Source organism: Fischerella sp., assembly GCF_013388695.1.
GTDB lineage: Bacteria > Cyanobacteriota > Cyanobacteriia > Cyanobacteriales > Nostocaceae > PCC9605.
In genome coordinates this window covers 1-17,088 of record NZ_JACAEU010000072.1, presented here as the reverse complement: position 1 = coordinate 17,088, position 17,088 = coordinate 1, and the positions used below count along the sequence as shown (strand labels likewise).

At 41.8% G+C, this 17,088-nt stretch carries 10 protein-coding genes and 1 pseudogene; 8 read left to right on the top strand and 3 right to left on the bottom strand.

The window, feature by feature from the left end:
- Positions 1–100 precede the first annotated feature (100 nt).
- From HXY43_RS09760 to HXY43_RS09745, 4 genes are all read left to right on the top strand, one after another.
- Entirely contained in the window at positions 101–565 is a 465-nt protein-coding gene (locus HXY43_RS09760; RefSeq protein WP_290882772.1) for a hypothetical protein, read from the top strand.
- A gap of 273 nt (positions 566–838) precedes the next feature.
- Positions 839–1,975: a glutamate--cysteine ligase gene (gene gshA, locus HXY43_RS09755; RefSeq protein WP_290882773.1), complete on the top strand. Its 1,137-nt coding sequence runs from the start codon at positions 839–841 to the stop codon at positions 1,973–1,975.
- A gap of 282 nt (positions 1,976–2,257) precedes the next feature.
- Positions 2,258–2,719: a tRNA (cytidine(34)-2'-O)-methyltransferase gene (locus tag HXY43_RS09750; RefSeq protein ID WP_290882771.1), complete on the top strand. Its 462-nt coding sequence runs from the start codon at positions 2,258–2,260 to the stop codon at positions 2,717–2,719.
- Positions 2,720–3,527: 808 nt separating this feature from the next.
- A complete protein-coding gene (locus tag HXY43_RS09745) occupies positions 3,528–5,762 on the top strand; it encodes a peptidoglycan DD-metalloendopeptidase family protein (RefSeq protein WP_290882769.1) in 2,235 nt (744 codons plus the stop codon).
- 95 nt (positions 5,763–5,857) lie between these two features.
- Here the strand turns inward: HXY43_RS09745 and HXY43_RS09740 are convergent, their stop codons facing one another.
- The 3 genes and pseudogenes from HXY43_RS09740 to HXY43_RS09730 all read right to left on the bottom strand — a co-directional run.
- A complete protein-coding gene (locus tag HXY43_RS09740; protein WP_290882767.1) occupies positions 5,858–6,907 on the bottom strand; it encodes a hypothetical protein in 1,050 nt (349 codons plus the stop codon).
- Positions 6,908–7,209: 302 nt separating this feature from the next.
- The gene (locus tag HXY43_RS09735) at positions 7,210–8,439 is read right to left on the bottom strand and encodes a hypothetical protein (protein WP_290882765.1); all 1,230 of its coding nucleotides are present in this window, start codon (positions 8,437–8,439) and stop codon (positions 7,210–7,212) included.
- 255 nt (positions 8,440–8,694) lie between these two features.
- Positions 8,695–9,126: pseudogene (locus tag HXY43_RS09730) on the bottom strand (Clp protease N-terminal domain-containing protein); the annotation flags it as partial.
- A gap of 375 nt (positions 9,127–9,501) precedes the next feature.
- On the opposite strand from HXY43_RS09730, the gene ppsA reads away from it, so the two are divergent.
- The 4 genes from ppsA (at position 9,502) to HXY43_RS09710 (ending at position 16,844) form a co-directional block, all read left to right on the top strand.
- The gene (gene ppsA, locus HXY43_RS09725; protein WP_290882763.1) at positions 9,502–11,997 is read left to right on the top strand and encodes a phosphoenolpyruvate synthase; all 2,496 of its coding nucleotides are present in this window, start codon (positions 9,502–9,504) and stop codon (positions 11,995–11,997) included.
- A gap of 187 nt (positions 11,998–12,184) precedes the next feature.
- Positions 12,185–13,687 carry a phospholipid carrier-dependent glycosyltransferase gene (locus tag HXY43_RS09720; protein ID WP_290882760.1) on the top strand — a complete coding sequence of 501 codons (1,503 nt, stop codon included), beginning with the start codon at positions 12,185–12,187 and terminating at the stop codon, positions 13,685–13,687.
- 459 nt (positions 13,688–14,146) lie between these two features.
- Positions 14,147–16,450 (top strand): ATP-binding protein, encoded by a 2,304-nt coding sequence (locus HXY43_RS09715; protein WP_290882757.1) that lies wholly within the window; start codon positions 14,147–14,149, stop codon positions 16,448–16,450.
- Positions 16,398–16,844 (top strand): response regulator, encoded by a 447-nt coding sequence (locus tag HXY43_RS09710; protein ID WP_290882755.1) that lies wholly within the window; start codon positions 16,398–16,400, stop codon positions 16,842–16,844. Before HXY43_RS09715 ends, HXY43_RS09710 begins: the two co-directional genes overlap by 53 nt.
- Positions 16,845–17,088 lie beyond the last annotated feature (244 nt).

Sequence of the window (17,088 nt, the reverse complement as noted above, 5' to 3'; positions counted from 1 at the left end):
GAAACGCACTGCTATGGATAACAATTATATGGTTCAGGTTCTCAATTGTTTTTTCATTAGCAACACTTTAGATTCTTCTGATTCCTTGTGTCAAGCCTGATTGAGATGCTCTTACCCTGCACTGCAATCAGAAGGCAAAATATCTTTGCAAGCATTGTGTGAATTGTCAAACGAAACTATCACCTTTGAGTGCGAGGTAACTCTACAGAAGGAAGAATGGCTAGGAATTCTACCAGTGTGGTTGAATGTGGTACTTCAGGGGCTGAAATCGAAAAATGTACCAGACGATTCAGTAAGTTTTAAAACCGCACTTTCGTTGCTGAGTCAGGTTTCAGATGAAGAAGCTTTTATAGAGTCATTGCGACAGGGATGGCGTCAAGTGATAGGCGCGATCGCCACTAACAATTTTCAGGCTGCTTTAAATTTACTCAGCGATGAAGTCTGGCAAGAGTTCCTGCGTCTTTCCATTAGCCAATCACCTCTGGACACGCCTGAGAAATTTATAGCTAAATATACTGCACCTCAAAAGACAACAAAACGACCTCAAAGGCGCAGGCAAAAATAAATCCTTATAAGTAGAGACGCGAAATTTCGCGTCTCTACAGACTGAACCGTATTGCTTTATAAAGCGATCGCCTGGGAAAATTAGCTTTAACCGACACTGGCATTTATCGTCAATTTATCAACATTTTCACCTTTGACCATTAGAACCCAGATTTCAGACTCTTGACCCTTGACTCTTGACTCTGGACTCTTGGCTCCATCTATTGGTCAATGCAGAAAATCGTCTCCTTCGATACAATTGAAAAATAAGGAGAGCCGAGGAGAAAAAATTAAGGTGCTACTGAAAGGCTTTGAGATAGAGATGTACACTGGTACACCTAGTGGTGAAATCGTCGGTCTCTCCGACAAGATTACCGCATCTATTGATGGATACGTGCGGGAACCAGACAGCAGAAATGTAGAATATATTACTTCGCCAAGCCATAATTACGACCAGTTATTGTGTGCCATATTGCGTCCCCGGCTAAAACTGCGAGAATATCTTCAGCAATTGGGCAATTATACCCTGATTCCAGGTAGTACCCTGTCTTTGGGTGGTAGCGATCGCTTTTTTCGCTCCGATCCTACAAACCCTTATCATGACTATATAGAACAAACCTACGGCACTAAAGTAGTCACTGCTAGCGTTCATATCAATATTGGCATCAGCGACCCTGAATTGTTAATGCGGGCATGTCGATTGATACGAATGGAAGCACCATTGTTTCTTGCTCTCAGCGCCTCTTCTCCCTTCCTGGATGGCAAAGCCACCGGCTATCATTCCACCCGTTGGCGTGTATTCCCGCATACACCAGCCCATGTGCCATTATTTACAAGTCACGCCCACCATATCCAATGGGTGGAAGAACAACTGGCAGCAGGAACCATGCAAAATGTTCGTCATTTGTGGGCATCGGTACGACCAAATGGCGATCGCCGTCCCTACGATTTAAATCGCTTGGAATTGCGAATTTGCGATTTAGTCACAGATCCCATTGCCTTGCTAGCGATTGCTGCTTTGCTAGAGGCACGTATTTTGCAACTAATAGAAAATCCCGACCTCGATCCCTTAACCCAAAGTAGTTTCTCTGCTGAAGAATTGATCTCCTTGACTGCTGCCAATGAAATTGCAGCGGCTACCTCTAGTCTTGATGCCCAACTTTTGCATTGGCAAGATGGCAGAACCATTACCGCCAGAGATTGGATCGCGGAACTCTATCAAGAAGTTTGGGCGCTGGCCAAGCAACAGGGGTTTGGCTGTTTCCTTTCGCCTTTGCAAAAAATTCTGCGTGAAGGCAACGAAGCCCAACAATGGTTACAACTACACGCCGTTGGTTTCAGTACTCACAGCACTATTATCCAGGCGATTCGTGCCACACGAGAGCGTGAAATCGAACTAGAAGATAAGTTATGTTCCCCCCTAGTGGCTTAACACCTCACCCCCAATCTCTGGAAAACTGTTAGATTGTGCGGGGAAAGCCGTCCTCTACCTTCAGAAATAAACTACCTTCAGAAATAAAAATTAATATTTTCGGAAATCACTCATTCAGTCTCTCAGATAAACTTCTGAGAGAATTTATCCATTGTTTTAAATTTCTAATCAATCTTGATAGCGTGATGTATATTAACAAAAGCTATCAAAACCCTCTATCAGTAGATAGATTTAAGAAAACTTATATATTGTTTCTGAAGATAGTACGTCAGCCGCTCAAAAATGCCCCAGGTAGTTTTAGTAAACCCACTCATACCCCCCAATACAGGTAATATTGCTCGTACTTGTGCTGCAACGGATACAGAATTACATTTGATTGCACCTTTGGGGTTTGAAATTAGCGATCGCTATCTCAAAAGAGCTGGCTTAGATTACTGGCCTTATGTAAAAATGCACTACCACGAATCTTTAGAAGCATTTAAAGCCTTACATCAGCAGCGTGGAGGCAGGTGGTTGGGTTTTAGTGTTGCTGGCAGTCATAACTATGCTAGCTTTCAATTTCAAGCTGATGATTGGCTGTTGTTTGGCAGTGAAACTACTGGTTTGCCACCTGCGGTTCTCGCAGCTTGTGATGCTACTCTTTACATTCCGATGAATCAACCCAAGGTTCGCAGCTTGAATCTTTCAGTGAGTGTGGCAGTCGGCTTGTTTGAGGCACGCCGCCAGTTGGGTTATCTGCAATAAGCCTTTCAAAAAATACTAGATAAGGGGCAATGGGCATGGGGCATTGGGCAAGGGGCATAGGAAAAATCAGTACTTCAATCCCCAATCCCCAATCCTTTCTTATGCTTATCTTCATGAAAAGTTAAAAAATATACTTGTTTTTTAAATTTTTGACAAAAAGTAGTCAATAATACTTACTAAATAGGGTAAAATCTTATAAGAAATTTATATATACCAAACCAAGGTATGGCCCAATCCAACGATAGATTTTCGTGAATCAAAAATTTTTCGCTACGGGGAACAAAAAACGTGAAAGTCTGTCATAACAACCATTTAAGCTACTTTTTCAGCTGTTAAATAATCTTTAGGAGCGCAAAAGTGTCCAGGAGTTTACACGGTTGTTTTTTGGGGAATAATCAACTTAACGTGAAGTCTCGTGTTGGAAAGACGGATTGAGTCGATAACTCTTGAAGATATTTAGACAAGAGATATCACTCTTCCAGAAGTTCCAGCAGATAGCTTGGTGAAATGTGAAATGTTTGTCAATCTTGGACAAATGTAAAAACTAAGACAGCGTAGGTTATGAAAAGTGGATAGACGAGTCAACATAAAAATTAATTTTTTACTAAATTTAAAAATTGTGAACTTGTCTAAATCACAGAAGCAGGTTAATCTTGCCTAAGCATCTCTGGTGAGTGTGATCTTGATCTATTGTTTGATGTGATCTAAATCATTGACTAGTATCCGACCTAAACTTTGAGGTCAATTAAGCGCTAGTGATCATAGGAGGTCGTCTTTGAAACGAGCATTAAAAAAGAGAGAGAAGGCTGTGCTAGAAAACACCCAAAGTGAGGATGTACCCGTGGAACAGCAGAACGCAGTTAATCCACGGATTCACCGCCGGGTACCAACAAAAGCTGCCATGATTGGCTTGGCAATCTCAATGGGAGCGACCAGCCTTTTGGTGACTCGACAAAGCGATCAAGCTCTTGCAGCGGAACCTGTAGGCAACCAAAACACAGCCTCAACAATTCCTGCTGGCGATGCGGAAATGAAACTTGCTCCTAAAAAAATTAATTCGGAGCCCGAGACAGCCGCGTCATCGGTGAACCGATCTGAAAATGCTATTTTGTTGGAGCCAACGGCAGTTTCACAGGTGCCAGGGCTGAGCGCAAAATGGCAGGCTGTAGCAAATAGAATGTCTTTGCCAGCTAATGCACCAGTTGTAGTACCAACCAAGCCGCAGGCAGCAAACAAACTCAACATTTCTTCAGCAAATGCGAATACGCAAACAGCTAGAGAGCAGCTGGAGACTGTACAACAACTCTCTAGTAGTAATGAGATTGCTAGCACTCAGGCTACATCTGTTGCTGCTCAACCGCAAGAAGATGCAGTTATTAACAGTGAAATTAATGCTCAACTGAAGGCGCAGCAAGAATTTGCGCTCTACAACTTACAACAAAAATCGAACCGCCTCAGAGCAAGTCTGGCGGAATTAAAGTCTGAAGAAACCGAAGAATTATCAAATACTACACACGAGACTCAACCGATAGCTGTGGTTGCAACAACGCCACAGAATACACAGCAGTCGGAAATTAGCAGCGATGCCAGTAAAACTAGCCTAGTGTCAAGGTTAAAGCAAAGAAATATAGTAAATATACCAGTAACAACACCAGCAGTAACGCCGACACCAGCAACGCCAGTTGTGATGCCGACACCAGCAACACCAGCTGTAACATCAACGACCGCTAACTATGAGGTTAAGCCAGGAGATACGTTAGCAGCGATCGCGAAGGCAAATAATACTTCGGTTTCTGAACTAGTCAAGGCCAATCATCTTACCAACCCCAATCAACTACAAATAAATCAGACGCTGATTATTCCTGTAGCAGAAAGCAGCAGCAGTGCAACTAAAGCACCAATGCCAGTTAACTCTACAGCTTTTGAATTGAGCGGTGTCACCAAGGTAGCCAACACTAGCACCAATTCAATCATTACCGATAACAACATTCCTGAGGTTGGAGCATTGCCCGCAAACAACCAAACTCAGGTTAATGCAGAGTCAACTTCCACTGACTCAGCAGCAGCTACTGCTAATCCCCAACCAAACCTCAATGCTGACAGCACCTACGGGATGGGTGGTGATACTCCCATCCCAACAGCTATTACAGAAATACAGTTAGCTAAAAAACAGGATGCTGCCAAAGTAAAAAGCAGTAAAAATAGCAGCAATCCACGTCTGCGTAGCTTACAAGCGGAAATTGAGAAATTACGGGCAAAATATCGCGCTCAGCAGTCTGGTAACACAGTTGTAGCAGAGGATACCAATAACAGTGCAAGCGTGCCAATTCCAGTTTCTGAACCGAGTAATGGAGCAATTCCAATCTCAGTTACTAAAGCTAATGCAGCAGCTGTGCCGATTCCCGTTCCGCAGCCAAAGGGATTTGATGACAGCGCTCAGCCAATTAAGCCTAGCTTCCGCGCTACTAAACCGAATAACGAACCAGTTAATCCAGAATTCCTTCCCAATCGCAACACTAAGTTTTCAACACCTTCTACAAATACAGATGCCTTTCAATCTCTTGGTATAAGACGAGGAACCAAGGTTTCTCCGGAATTACCACCTTTGGCAGCAGTTGATACATATCTGCCCAGACCGATTGAGGAAATTACACCTACAGCCAAAGGTTATATTTGGCCAGCTAAAGGTGTCCTCACTTCTGGCTATGGCAGGCGCTGGGGACGCATGCACAAAGGGATTGATATTGCCAACGGCATTGGTACACCTATTAATGCCTCATCTGCTGGCGTGGTTGAAAAAGCAGGTTGGAACAAAGGTGGCTACGGCAACGTTGTAGACATCCGCCATCCAGATGGCAGCCTGACTCGCTATGCTCATAACAGCAAGATTTTGGTGCGGGTAGGTCAACAAGTAGAGCAAGGTGAGATCATTGCTGAAATGGGTAACACTGGCTTCAGCACTGGCCCCCATAGCCACTTTGAAATTCATCCATCTGGCAAAGGCGCAGTCAACCCCATGGCCTTCTTGCCACCACGCGTGTAGTTTTTGGCTTTGGCTATCTGCTACTAAATTATTCTCTTGTTTGAGGAGGGAGGCAAGCTCCCTCTTTTGCTTTTTGGTTGATATCGCCTTTAAAGCTAAGTGAACTCGATAGTATCCACAAAGCCGATAATCTTCTGTTTAAGACCCTCGGCTTCTTGTTTGACACTACCGGGAGTTTCACCATCAAAAAAGCTACGCTGGTTGCTAACTATATACAAAAAGTCTCCAGAGATAAATGCTAAAAGTCCTCGGTACGCATCACACTTAGCAGCAGTACCGTTATTTCCGGCTTTGGGAATTGTTGAGCCTTCAGGCATGTTTACTAATGCAAAGTAAGCGCCTTCTAATGTGTTTGGCAGATATTCAGTGTAGTCTACAGAAGCATCTGGTAGATTAGCTGCGATCGCACTAGGCACATATTTGTTTAAAAGAATGGATCGCAAATATTCTTCCTGTCCCACAGACTCAAGGTCATCCATTTGTTGAGGAGGGATAGAATTATAATCGATTCTGAAAAAAGTGCCTAAATCATCAGAAAAACTGACTGCTCCTTCTTGAGTGTCTATTCTACCGCCCTGCTGGAGGTTGACAGGGACTGGAACAGTAAAAATACCGGAAGGTGATTCGTATACTTCTAGGCTAGATATTTGCTCTGGTAAAGTATCATCTTCGTCGTCTGCATATTCTTCTTCTGCTTCTTCAAAGGCGGCAATGACTTCGTCTATAATCTCCTTGGCTTCTTCATCCTCAATTTCCAAAGCCTCTTGTAGCTTTTTGAGCAAAGTCGTTTTACCTCTGGGAATACGGAGTTCTTCTTCGTCTACAAGTACACTCACTCCCGCAGCAAAAGCATCCGGAACTAACTCATCATCTATGGTTTCGTAAGCTGTATTAAACAGTGTTCCAACTCCCTCATCTTCAGCAATAGCGATGAGTTTATCGACCATTTCTAGCAATTCATCATCTGAGTATTGCTCAAAAATGTCGAATCCCCACAGGATATCCGCTAAGAGGTCTATATCCACATCTTCTAGGGAAGAACTAGCAATTGCAGTGACAACAGCGATCGCTGCGATCGCTTCTTCCTGACTCAGTGATTCTTCTGATATCTTTTCTGAGCTAAAAATCTTATCGTACTTACCCATGATTGTCCCTCCGTCAATAGCTTTAGCGATCGCAAATAATCAAGTGTTATTGGGTAGTTTACCAATGGCTGAAGCCATTAGTCTTTAGTCCCCCAGACTCAAGTAACAAATAAATTCTGAGCGATAAGGATTATATCTGTCACTTAATAACCTTTTCTTAACATGAGACTTCACAGTTGTTAGTTGTTGATTGTTTGTTGCTTGATGTCAACCAAGTATCAAACACTGTATGGGCTAGTTTAGCCATAATCTTAGTGAAATTACAAAACGAAATATCTAGTTAAACCCGCCCCTAGCAACTTTCAAAAATCATCTGTGGTTAATAGAAAGCGGTTGGCAATGTCTTTGTAAAAATTTGGATCTGTCCAATAACCTAAATGTGCATTTCCACCCCATGATGTTTGGTAATCCATCAGAACATTATCTAATTTTTCGTAATAATCCAAATGACCGCTGATTGGGTCTTGCAGATGATAATAATTAACCCAGCGGATTTGTTCTAGTTGACATTCCACTGGGTTATTATTCAAGTATTTATTTTTCCGAATATATAACTGTCTAACACGGAAGGAATTTAGATATTCTAATATTCGCTGTCGAATGTACTGATGTTGCTGTGCCATTTCCCTGAAGAAAAAAGCAATTTTATCTAGTGGAGAAGCGAAGGTAATGAACCCTGTAATTTTATCAACGAGCAGACTTTTACCTTTATCCTTAGAAAGACTAGCCTCTATACACAAAAGGTTTAAAGTGTCATAGGCAATACAGCTACCAAGAGAATGCCCAACTAGTATTACTTGGTCGTAATTTGCTTGTTTATCCCTCAGAATTGCTTTGAGCAATGTTAAAGATTCCGTCAGTATTTGTTGGCGAATTTTATAGTAAGGAGATTTTACATTAGTTGTAGTGTAAATAGCAACATCACCAACAAAATTCACCAGTAATGGAGTCACAAGTTTTCTACTTAATTGCCAAGCTGGTTGCAGAAATCGACCTTGCAGAAATGGACTTAGCAACAACAACAGCAGGCAAACAATCAATCGCAAGCCAGGATATATAAAGTTAAATAAGCGCAAAAATATCGTCAGCCAGCGCAAGCGGTATTTAAAAAAGCTGTTCCAATTCTTTTCTTTCAATAGCTCATCTAATTTAGATTGATTTTCTTTACGGTTATAAAATTGAATAGTTCCTTCTAGTGTTTGTTCAGCCCACTGCAATATTTCTGGTACACTAATCTTATTTTCTGTATTCGCTGCCCAATAATATTCGTGAATATCTATAAACTCATCTTGTTTTATGTTATTGGAACTCAAGCGTACAAAGCTTTCTGTCCAAGGGTAGCCAGTTACTAATCTTCGCTTTGCAATCAAGTGTTCTAGCCTAACTGGTAAATTCTGTTCCTCAAAGTATTTAATTAAGTTCTGGGCAAAATAATCCACTGTTTCAAAAGGCGTTTGTTCACCAACGCCGTGGATAATAATAAATGCTGTACGTCCTTTAGGGAATTTAAGATTATTATCTTGATTATTCATATTGTTTAACACTTATGAGTTGTTGTTAGTTGTTAGTTGTTGTTTGTGATACCAAACATTTCTCAACCAACAACTATCAACAGCTTAAATGTTTATCATAAATCAAAAACTTTAGCTATCTTTGGCAATAGCTGGTTACAATCTGTAACTAACGTATTTGTAACTGATAATTCTGCAACTGTTCCTTTTTAGATTTTCAGCTTATTCATCCCATTCATATTCCTCAAATTCGCCTTCCTCAACCTCATAGATATTTTCACCAATTTTGCGGATAACTTCGTTGCGTAAATTATCAAAATTAATGCCAAAACTTTCCAAAACTCTGATAGCTACTCCTTCATTTAGTCGAATCAAACCTAACAATAAATGTTCTGTATCTATGTATTTGTGTCTAAACTGACGAGTTTCTTCAAAAGCATATTCTAAAACCTTCTTACCACGCGGAGTAAAGGGGATTTCTACAGATACCGAATCGGAACCCCTACCAATGATTTGTTCTACTTCTATCCGAGCTTGTTGGAGATTAATTCCCATTGATTTTAATACTTGAGCAGCAATTCCATCTTCTTCGCCAATTAATCCCAACAGCAGCTGTTCTGTACCTACAAAATTATGTCCCAGTCGGCGTGCTTCTTCCTGGGCTAGCATAACAACTTTGATAGATTTTTGTGTGAAGCGTTCAAACATACTCTACCCCTTTAGCTAAAGCATAAAAGGCCATTCGTATAGATCCAGCACTAACAGAGATTATTTCGGAATTGTTAAATGCAGATTTAGATTGTATGAAAAATACCATTTATGAGATAAAGACAAAATTATACCTGCGATTACTAGAGTAAATTCTAGATTTTATCTGTTTTTTAGTCTAATTTGTCGCTTTTTGCTTAATTAAAGCATTTAAAACTTACTCTCCAACTTTCGACATAGTGATCCCAAAAAAAATATGAAGTAAATTACGAAATATAGGAGTTAGTCAACAAAGAGACTGGCAATTTCAGATGCACTAGCTCTATTGCCCGTCCTTGCTTGACATGCAGATAATTTAATCTGGAGTAAATACGGATGGCTACGGTAATTAAAAAAACTTATAGTCGAACCTCCGAAGAACGATCGCTCGTCCTCTGGTTAGATGAAGTAGGCATAGATGATATACCTGTGGTTGGTGGTAAAAACGCATCCTTAGGGGAAATGATTCAGCGGCTAGTACCCAAAGGTATAAACGTGCCAATTGGGTTTGCTACCACTGCTTATGCTTATCGTTATTTCATCCAATCAGCTGGGTTAGAAGAAAAACTACGGAAACTATTGTCTGACTTAGATGTTGATAATCTCAAAAATTTACGCGAACGTGGTAAAAAAGCGCGATCGCTACTAATACACACGCCATTTCCACCAGAATTGCGAGATGCGATCGCTCAAGCCTACGCAGCTCTGTGCAAGCGATACAATGCAGATACAGATGTGGCTGTTCGTTCCAGCGCCACTGCTGAAGACTTACCAGATGCTAGCTTTGCCGGACAACAGGAAACTTACCTGAACGTTACTACAACCGAGGGAGTTTTAGCAGCTTGTCACAAATGCTTTGCTTCCCTATTTACAGATCGCGCTATCTCTTATCGCCACATCAAAGGATTTGACCACTTTAGCATTGCCCTCGCCGTGGGTGTACAGAAAATGGTGCGTTCTGACTTAGCATCTTCTGGGGTAATGTTCACTATCGAAACGGAAACAGGTTTTAAAGATGCAGCATTAATTACAGCCGCCTATGGCTTAGGAGAAAACGTTGTCCAAGGAACCGTTAATCCAGATGAATATTATGTTTTTAAACCAACCTTAAAAACAGGATTTCGTCCAATTATTGATAAAAAATTGGGTAGTAAAGAATTAAAAATGGTCTATGATGACGGCTCTAAATTTACTAAAAACGTACCAGTTGATCCAGAAGAAAAAAACAAATTTGCGATCGCGGATGACGAAATTTTACAACTAGCGCGATGGGCTTGCTTAATTGAAGACCATTATTCCCAAGTTAACGGTGTTTACACCCCAATGGACATCGAGTGGGCAAAAGACGGTATCACCAATGAATTGTTTGTCGTGCAAGCGCGTCCAGAAACAGTGCAATCTCAGAAAACACAGAATGTGCTGCGGAGTTATCGCCTTTTGGGGAAAGACGCGGAGAGGGAAAATGTCTCCGCGTCTTCGCGTCCCCGTGTCCCCGTGTCCCTCGTCACCGGACGTGCAGTTGGTTCCGCAATTAGCCAAGGTAGAGTGCGAGTAATTTTAGATGTCGGCAAGATCGATCAATTCCAACCAGGGGAAGTTTTGGTGACAGATAGAACCGATCCCGACTGGGAACCGATTATGAAAAAAGCGGGTGCGATTATTACAAACTCTGGTGGACGCACTTGTCACGCTGCTATTATTGCCCGAGAATTGGGCGTACCTGCGATTGTGGGGTGCGGTAATGCTACGGAAATTCTGAAAACTGGTCAAGAAGTGACGGTTTCTTGTGCGGAAGGAGAAGAGGGACGGGTTTATCCAGGATTATTGCCTTTTGAAGTTGAAGAAGTGGCTTTGGAAAATTTGCCCCGTACCCGCACGCAAATTTTGATGAATGTGGGTAATCCCCAAGAAGCTTTTAGTCTATCTAGTATTCCTAACGACGGAGTAGGTTTGGCGCGGACGGAGTTTATCATTGCCAATCATATCCAAACCCATCCGATGGCGTTGATTCAATATGACCAGATAGAGGACGAATTTGTTAAGGAAAAAATCGCGGAAATTACCGCACTATATGAGGACAAACCTCAGTATTTTGTTGATAAATTGGCTCAAGGTATAGGTAGAATTGCTGCGGCATTTTATCCTAAGCCAGTAATTGTCAGGATGTCAGATTTTAAGAGTAATGAATATGCGAATTTACTGGGGGGAAGACAGTTTGAACCCAAAGAAGAAAACCCAATGCTGGGTTGGCGGGGGGCAGCGCGTTATTATGATGAAGGGTATCGCGAAGGTTTCGCCTTAGAGTGTCAAGCTATTAAGCGAGTTAGAGACGAGATGGGTTTAACAAACATCATCCCAATGATTCCATTCTGTCGCACTCCCGATGAGGGACGGTTAGTGTTGGCAGAAATGGCAAAAAATGGTCTTCAACAGGGCCGTTCCCAGGCAAAGCCAGGGGAGGGCTTGCAAGTTTATGTGATGTGTGAGTTACCCAACAATGTCATAATGGCTGAAGAGTTTGCTGAGATTTTTGACGGTTTTTCGATAGGTTCTAATGACCTTACTCAGCTAACGCTCGGATTAGACAGAGATTCAGCGTTAGTGGCGCGCTTATTTGACGAGCGCAGTCAGGGAGTAAAACGAATGGTGAAAATGGCGATCGCCGCTGCGAAAAAACACAACCGCAAGATTGGTATTTGCGGACAAGCACCCAGCGATTACCCAGAATTTGCCCAGTTTTTAGTAGAACAAGGCATTGACTCTATCAGTCTCAATCCTGATTCTGTGTTGAAGACCATGCTGGAAGTAGCAAAAGTAGAAAATAGTCAATAGTCCTTTGTCATTTGTCCTACCCTACGGTCAGCCGCCCGGAGGGCGTCTATGTCACTTGTCTTTTGTCATTAGTCATTTGTTTTTTGTCACTTGTCCTTTGTTATTTACCAATGACTAATGACCAATGACTATTGACTAATGACCAATGACTATTGACTAATGACCAATGACTATTGACTAATGACTAATGACTAAAAAATGGTTTTGGATAGGCATTGCGGGTATATTTCTCCTATCACTTGCCCTGCGGTTTTGGGGGCTAGGTAGATTTAATACTCTCGTATTTGATGAAGTTTATTACGCTAAATTTGGCAATAACTATCTCACTCACACTCCATTTTTTGACGGTCATCCACCGCTAGGTAAACTTATTATCGCTTTGGGAATGTGGCTTAGCAGTCATATTCCCTTTGGTCAAGATACAGTGAATGGGCTAACAGGTTCGTTGCGATCGCCTTGGAGTTATCGTTGGATTAATGCTCTGTTTGGCTCATTTATTCCCTTAATTGTCACTGGAATTGCCTATCAATTAAGTTATCGTCGTAGCTTTGCTTTACTTGCTGGTTTGTTCACAGCTTGTGACGGTATATTTATTGTTGAATCTCGCTATGCCCTGATCAATATTTATATAGTTGTCTTTGGATTGTTAGGGCAGTGGTTTTTCTTATTGGCATTGGCAAACCGCAAACAACGCAGGCTTTATTTAGTAATTGCTGGCATTGCTTTTGGTGCTTCTGTTGCCACCAAATGGAACGGTTTGTGGTTTATGTTGGGTACTTATCTGATCTGGATTTTCGCTTGGGTATGGCAATGGTTTGCCACAAATAAACCAAGAGATGTAACGGATGGATTGTACTCATCCACTACATCTGTTTTTCGTAGGTACAACGCCCGTATATGGGAATATGAAAGGGGAATATCGCCATTAGAAAACCTAACGCAACTGAAGATTTTTCACTTTTGCTTTTACTTAGGAATTATCCCAGCATTAATTTATAGTTTGATTTGGATTCCCCATCTGCTCATAGATACAAGATATAACTTTATCGAAGTTCACAAACAAATTTTGTCATTTCACGAGCATCTAGGTGGTAATAGTCCTACAGTACATCCTTACTGTGCTGCATGGTATAAATGGCCATTGATGACCCGGCCAATGGCGTATTTATACCATGCAGCGGCAAGTTTCCAAGAACCCATACCTCTGATAGGGCCACCTTTGCCGACGGGTACGGGCGAAGTAATTTATGATGTCCATGCAATGGGTAATCCTTTTTTGTGGTGGTTTGGTGTCGCTGCCCTTGTATTTTTATTAGTGATGCTAGGGTGGCAAGTAGTAATTTTTTGGACAAAGCAAAAGCGTTTTTCTAATACAGCAGTGCTTTCTGTTGATACTTGGATTGCCCTTTACTTAGTGTTAAATTATGCAGCTAATTTATTACCTTGGGTAGGTGTAAATCGCTGTCTTTTTATTTATCACTATATGACGGCTGTAGTATTTGCATTTTTAGCGATCGCCTGGTTTGTAGATCAGTGTTTTCGCAGTTATTACAAAACACTCCATGCTTTTGGTGTCACCATTACCTTTGTCATTTTGGCTGCTTTTATTTTCTGGTTGCCTGTTTATTTAGCTTTACCTCTCTCCTCTGAGGATTATAAATTGCGGATGTGGTTTAATTCCTGGATTTAGTGCGAGTGACATCCTAGAGAATTGCGATCGCACAAATATCAATGTGTATAAACATGCCTCTACAGTGGTTGCTTCAATTTATCAGCAACAAATAATAAATCAAGCAAATAAAATTTACTAAATTTTGACAAAAATACACATTTAACAGATGTAATAATAAACTACTTTTAATATTTTTTATCTCAATACTTCTGAACAGCTTGCTAGACTGAGAACGCTAGTAGATTGGGAAACACTGCAAAAGGCGACTAAGGAAGTGAAAGGTCTTATTATTTCAGACAAAATTTTTCTTTCTTGATACATTTAGGAAGAGTGTCACTTTGTCGGTCTGGCTCTAACTATACTGCGATTAAAAGAAAGGTTACAAAAATTAATCTAGTTAGTTTGCGAAACCCAATCGAGCAATTAAGCCGATCGCTACTGAATTTTTGACGATCCGCAAGGAATAGGAGGATCTCGATGGTAATGGATTTAGAATTACAAGGTATGAATTTGACGAGCTTAAAAGAACCATCGATTCATATCATTAGTCAAATTCAACCGCATGGAGTACTTTTGGTTCTAGAAGAGCCAGGATTAAAAATCTTGCAAGTCAGCAGCAATACATACGATGTTTTCGGAATTTCTCCCGAAGACATGCTGCAAAAAAAACTGGAAGACTTACTCGATCCATTCCAAATCGAGAGAATAGAAGCAGGACTGCTACAAGAAAGTCTAGATTTTATCAATCCCACCAAAATATGGGCGAGAGTCAAAGGTGACGAATATGTAGTGTTTGATGGGGTATTCCACCGCAATAGCGATGGATTTTTGATTTTGGAATTGGAGCCTGCGATTTCTCAGGAAAACATACCCTTTCTAAGTTTTTATCACTTAGCTAGAGCTTCTATTAACAAACTAGAAGAAACAGCAAATCTTCGCGATTTCTGTCAAATTCTTGTGGAAGAAGTGCGGAAAGTCACCGGATTTGACAGAGTGATGCTGTATAAATTCGATGATGATGAGCATGGCTCAGTCATTGCTGAAGAAAAAGTAGAAAGCATGGAATCCTATCTGGGTTTACATTATCCAGAGTCAGATATTCCTAGACCCGCAAGAAAATTATTTGCCTCCAATTGGATCAGGATAATTCCAGATAGCCATGCCCAGCCTGTAGAAATCTTGCCTGCGATTAATCCAGTTAGCCAGCACCGCCTAGATTTAACTAATTCGATTCTCAGAAGCGCCTATCAGTGCCATATGGAATATTTGCACAATATGGGCGTTGGTGCTTCTTTGACTATTTCTTTGATTAAAGAAGGAAAACTTTGGGGACTAATTGCTTGCCATCATCAAACACCCAAATATGTTTCCTATGAGATGCGGAAAGCTTGCGAATTCTTGGGGCGAGTCATCTTTTCGGAACTTGCAGATCGAGAAGAAACTGAAGATTATGACTATCGCATGCGGCTGACATATATCCAATCAGCACTGGTTGAATATATGTCCCAGGAAGAAAACTTTATTGATGGTTTGGTTAAACATCAGCCAAATCTGCTCGATTTAACCGGTGCACAAGGTGCAGCAATTTGTTTTGGTGGCAATTACACCTTGATTGGCAATACTCCCAAAGAAGAAGACCTGAATTTTTTAGTCCAATGGCTCAAGACTAACGTTGATGAAGAAGTCTTCTACACAGATTCTCTGCCACGCCTTTATCCAGATGCACAACACTTTAAAAACGTTGCCAGTGGTTTGCTAGCTATTCCGATTTCCAAACGCAATTATGTGTTGTGGTTCCGACCGGAAGTGATTCAAACTGTCAATTGGGGTGGCGATCCGAATCAGGCGTTTGAACTTAATCAGTCTGATGGGAACATGCGCCTGTGTCCGCGTAAATCGTTTGAGTTGTGGAAACAAACGGTTAGCTTAACGTCTTTACCCTGGCGTTCTGTGGAAATCAAAGCCGCTGTAGAATTGCGGAAAGCAATTGTTAATATTGTGCTGCGCCAAGCCGATGAACTAGCACAGTTAGCACACGATTTAGAACTATCCAACGCGGAATTGAAGAAGTTTGCCTACGTCGCCTCCCATGACTTGCAAGAACCGTTGAATCAGGTAGCAAACTACGTACAACTGTTGGAGATGCGCTACACAGAAGAACTCGACGAAGATGCTAAGGAATTTATTAACTACGCCGTCGAGGGAGTCAGCTTGATGCAGACGCTGATTGATGACGTGCTGGCATACTCTAAGGTGGATGTGCAGGCGATTGAATTTGAATTGACGGGGGTAGACAAAGCTTTAGAACGTGCCCTTGGCAATTTGCGGAAACGCATTAGCGAAACCGGTGCTGTCATTACCCATGATGAGTTACCAACTGTGATGGCTGATGGCACTCAGTTGATGCAATTGTTCCAGAACTTGATTGGCAATGCGATCAAGTTCCGCAGCGACAAAACCCCAGAAATTCATATAGGTGCTTCTCGCTTAGAGGATGAGTGGCTATTCTCAGTCCGGGATAACGGTATTGGCATTGATCCACGGTTTAGCGATCGCATTTTCGTTATCTTTCAACGCCTGCACACGCGAGATGAATACCCAGGTAGCGGTATGGGTTTGGCCATCTGTAAAAAGATTATCGAGTGTCACCGGGGGCGCATCTGGGTAGAATCACAACTAGGGGAGGGTGCAACATTCTACTTTACAATTCCAGTGGGAGGACGCGATCGTGAGCGTAGAAACGGACGAAAAGCACAAAACAATCTTCTTGGTCGAAGATAATAAAGCCGATATCCGTCTCATCCAAGAAGCCTTAAAAAATAGCTTAATACCACACCAGGTAATCACCGTTAGGGATGGTATGGATGCTATGGCTTATTTGCGCCAAGAGGGTGAGTACGCTGACGCACCGCGTCCTGACTTGATCCTCTTAGATTTAAACCTGCCCAAAAAAGACGGTAGAGAAGTTCTGGCGGAAATTAAAACTGACCCTAAGCTGAAACGCATTCCCGTAGTAGTGCTAACAACCTCACACAATGACGAAGACATTTTTCATAGCTACGACTTGCACGTGAATTGTTACATTACTAAATCCCGCAATCTCAGCCAACTATTTCAAATCGTCAAAGGAATAGAAGATTTTTGGCTGTCTACCGTCACTTTGCCATTAGAGTAAAAGGGGATCGGGGATCGGGAATCCGAAGGTGATAAGGAGGACAAGGAGAAGAAGCAATTTTTCCCCACCTCTCCCTGTCTCCTCCCAATTCCTAATGCCCAATGCCCAATCCCCTATCCCCTATGCTACCCCTGTCAAGGTGTGAGTCTTGGAAATGGATTTTTCTTGGTGTCTTTGTGTCTTGGTGAGTCCAGCCCCCGTCTTGGCTTCTGCCGAGATGGGGGACTGGCGAACCCGGAGGGTG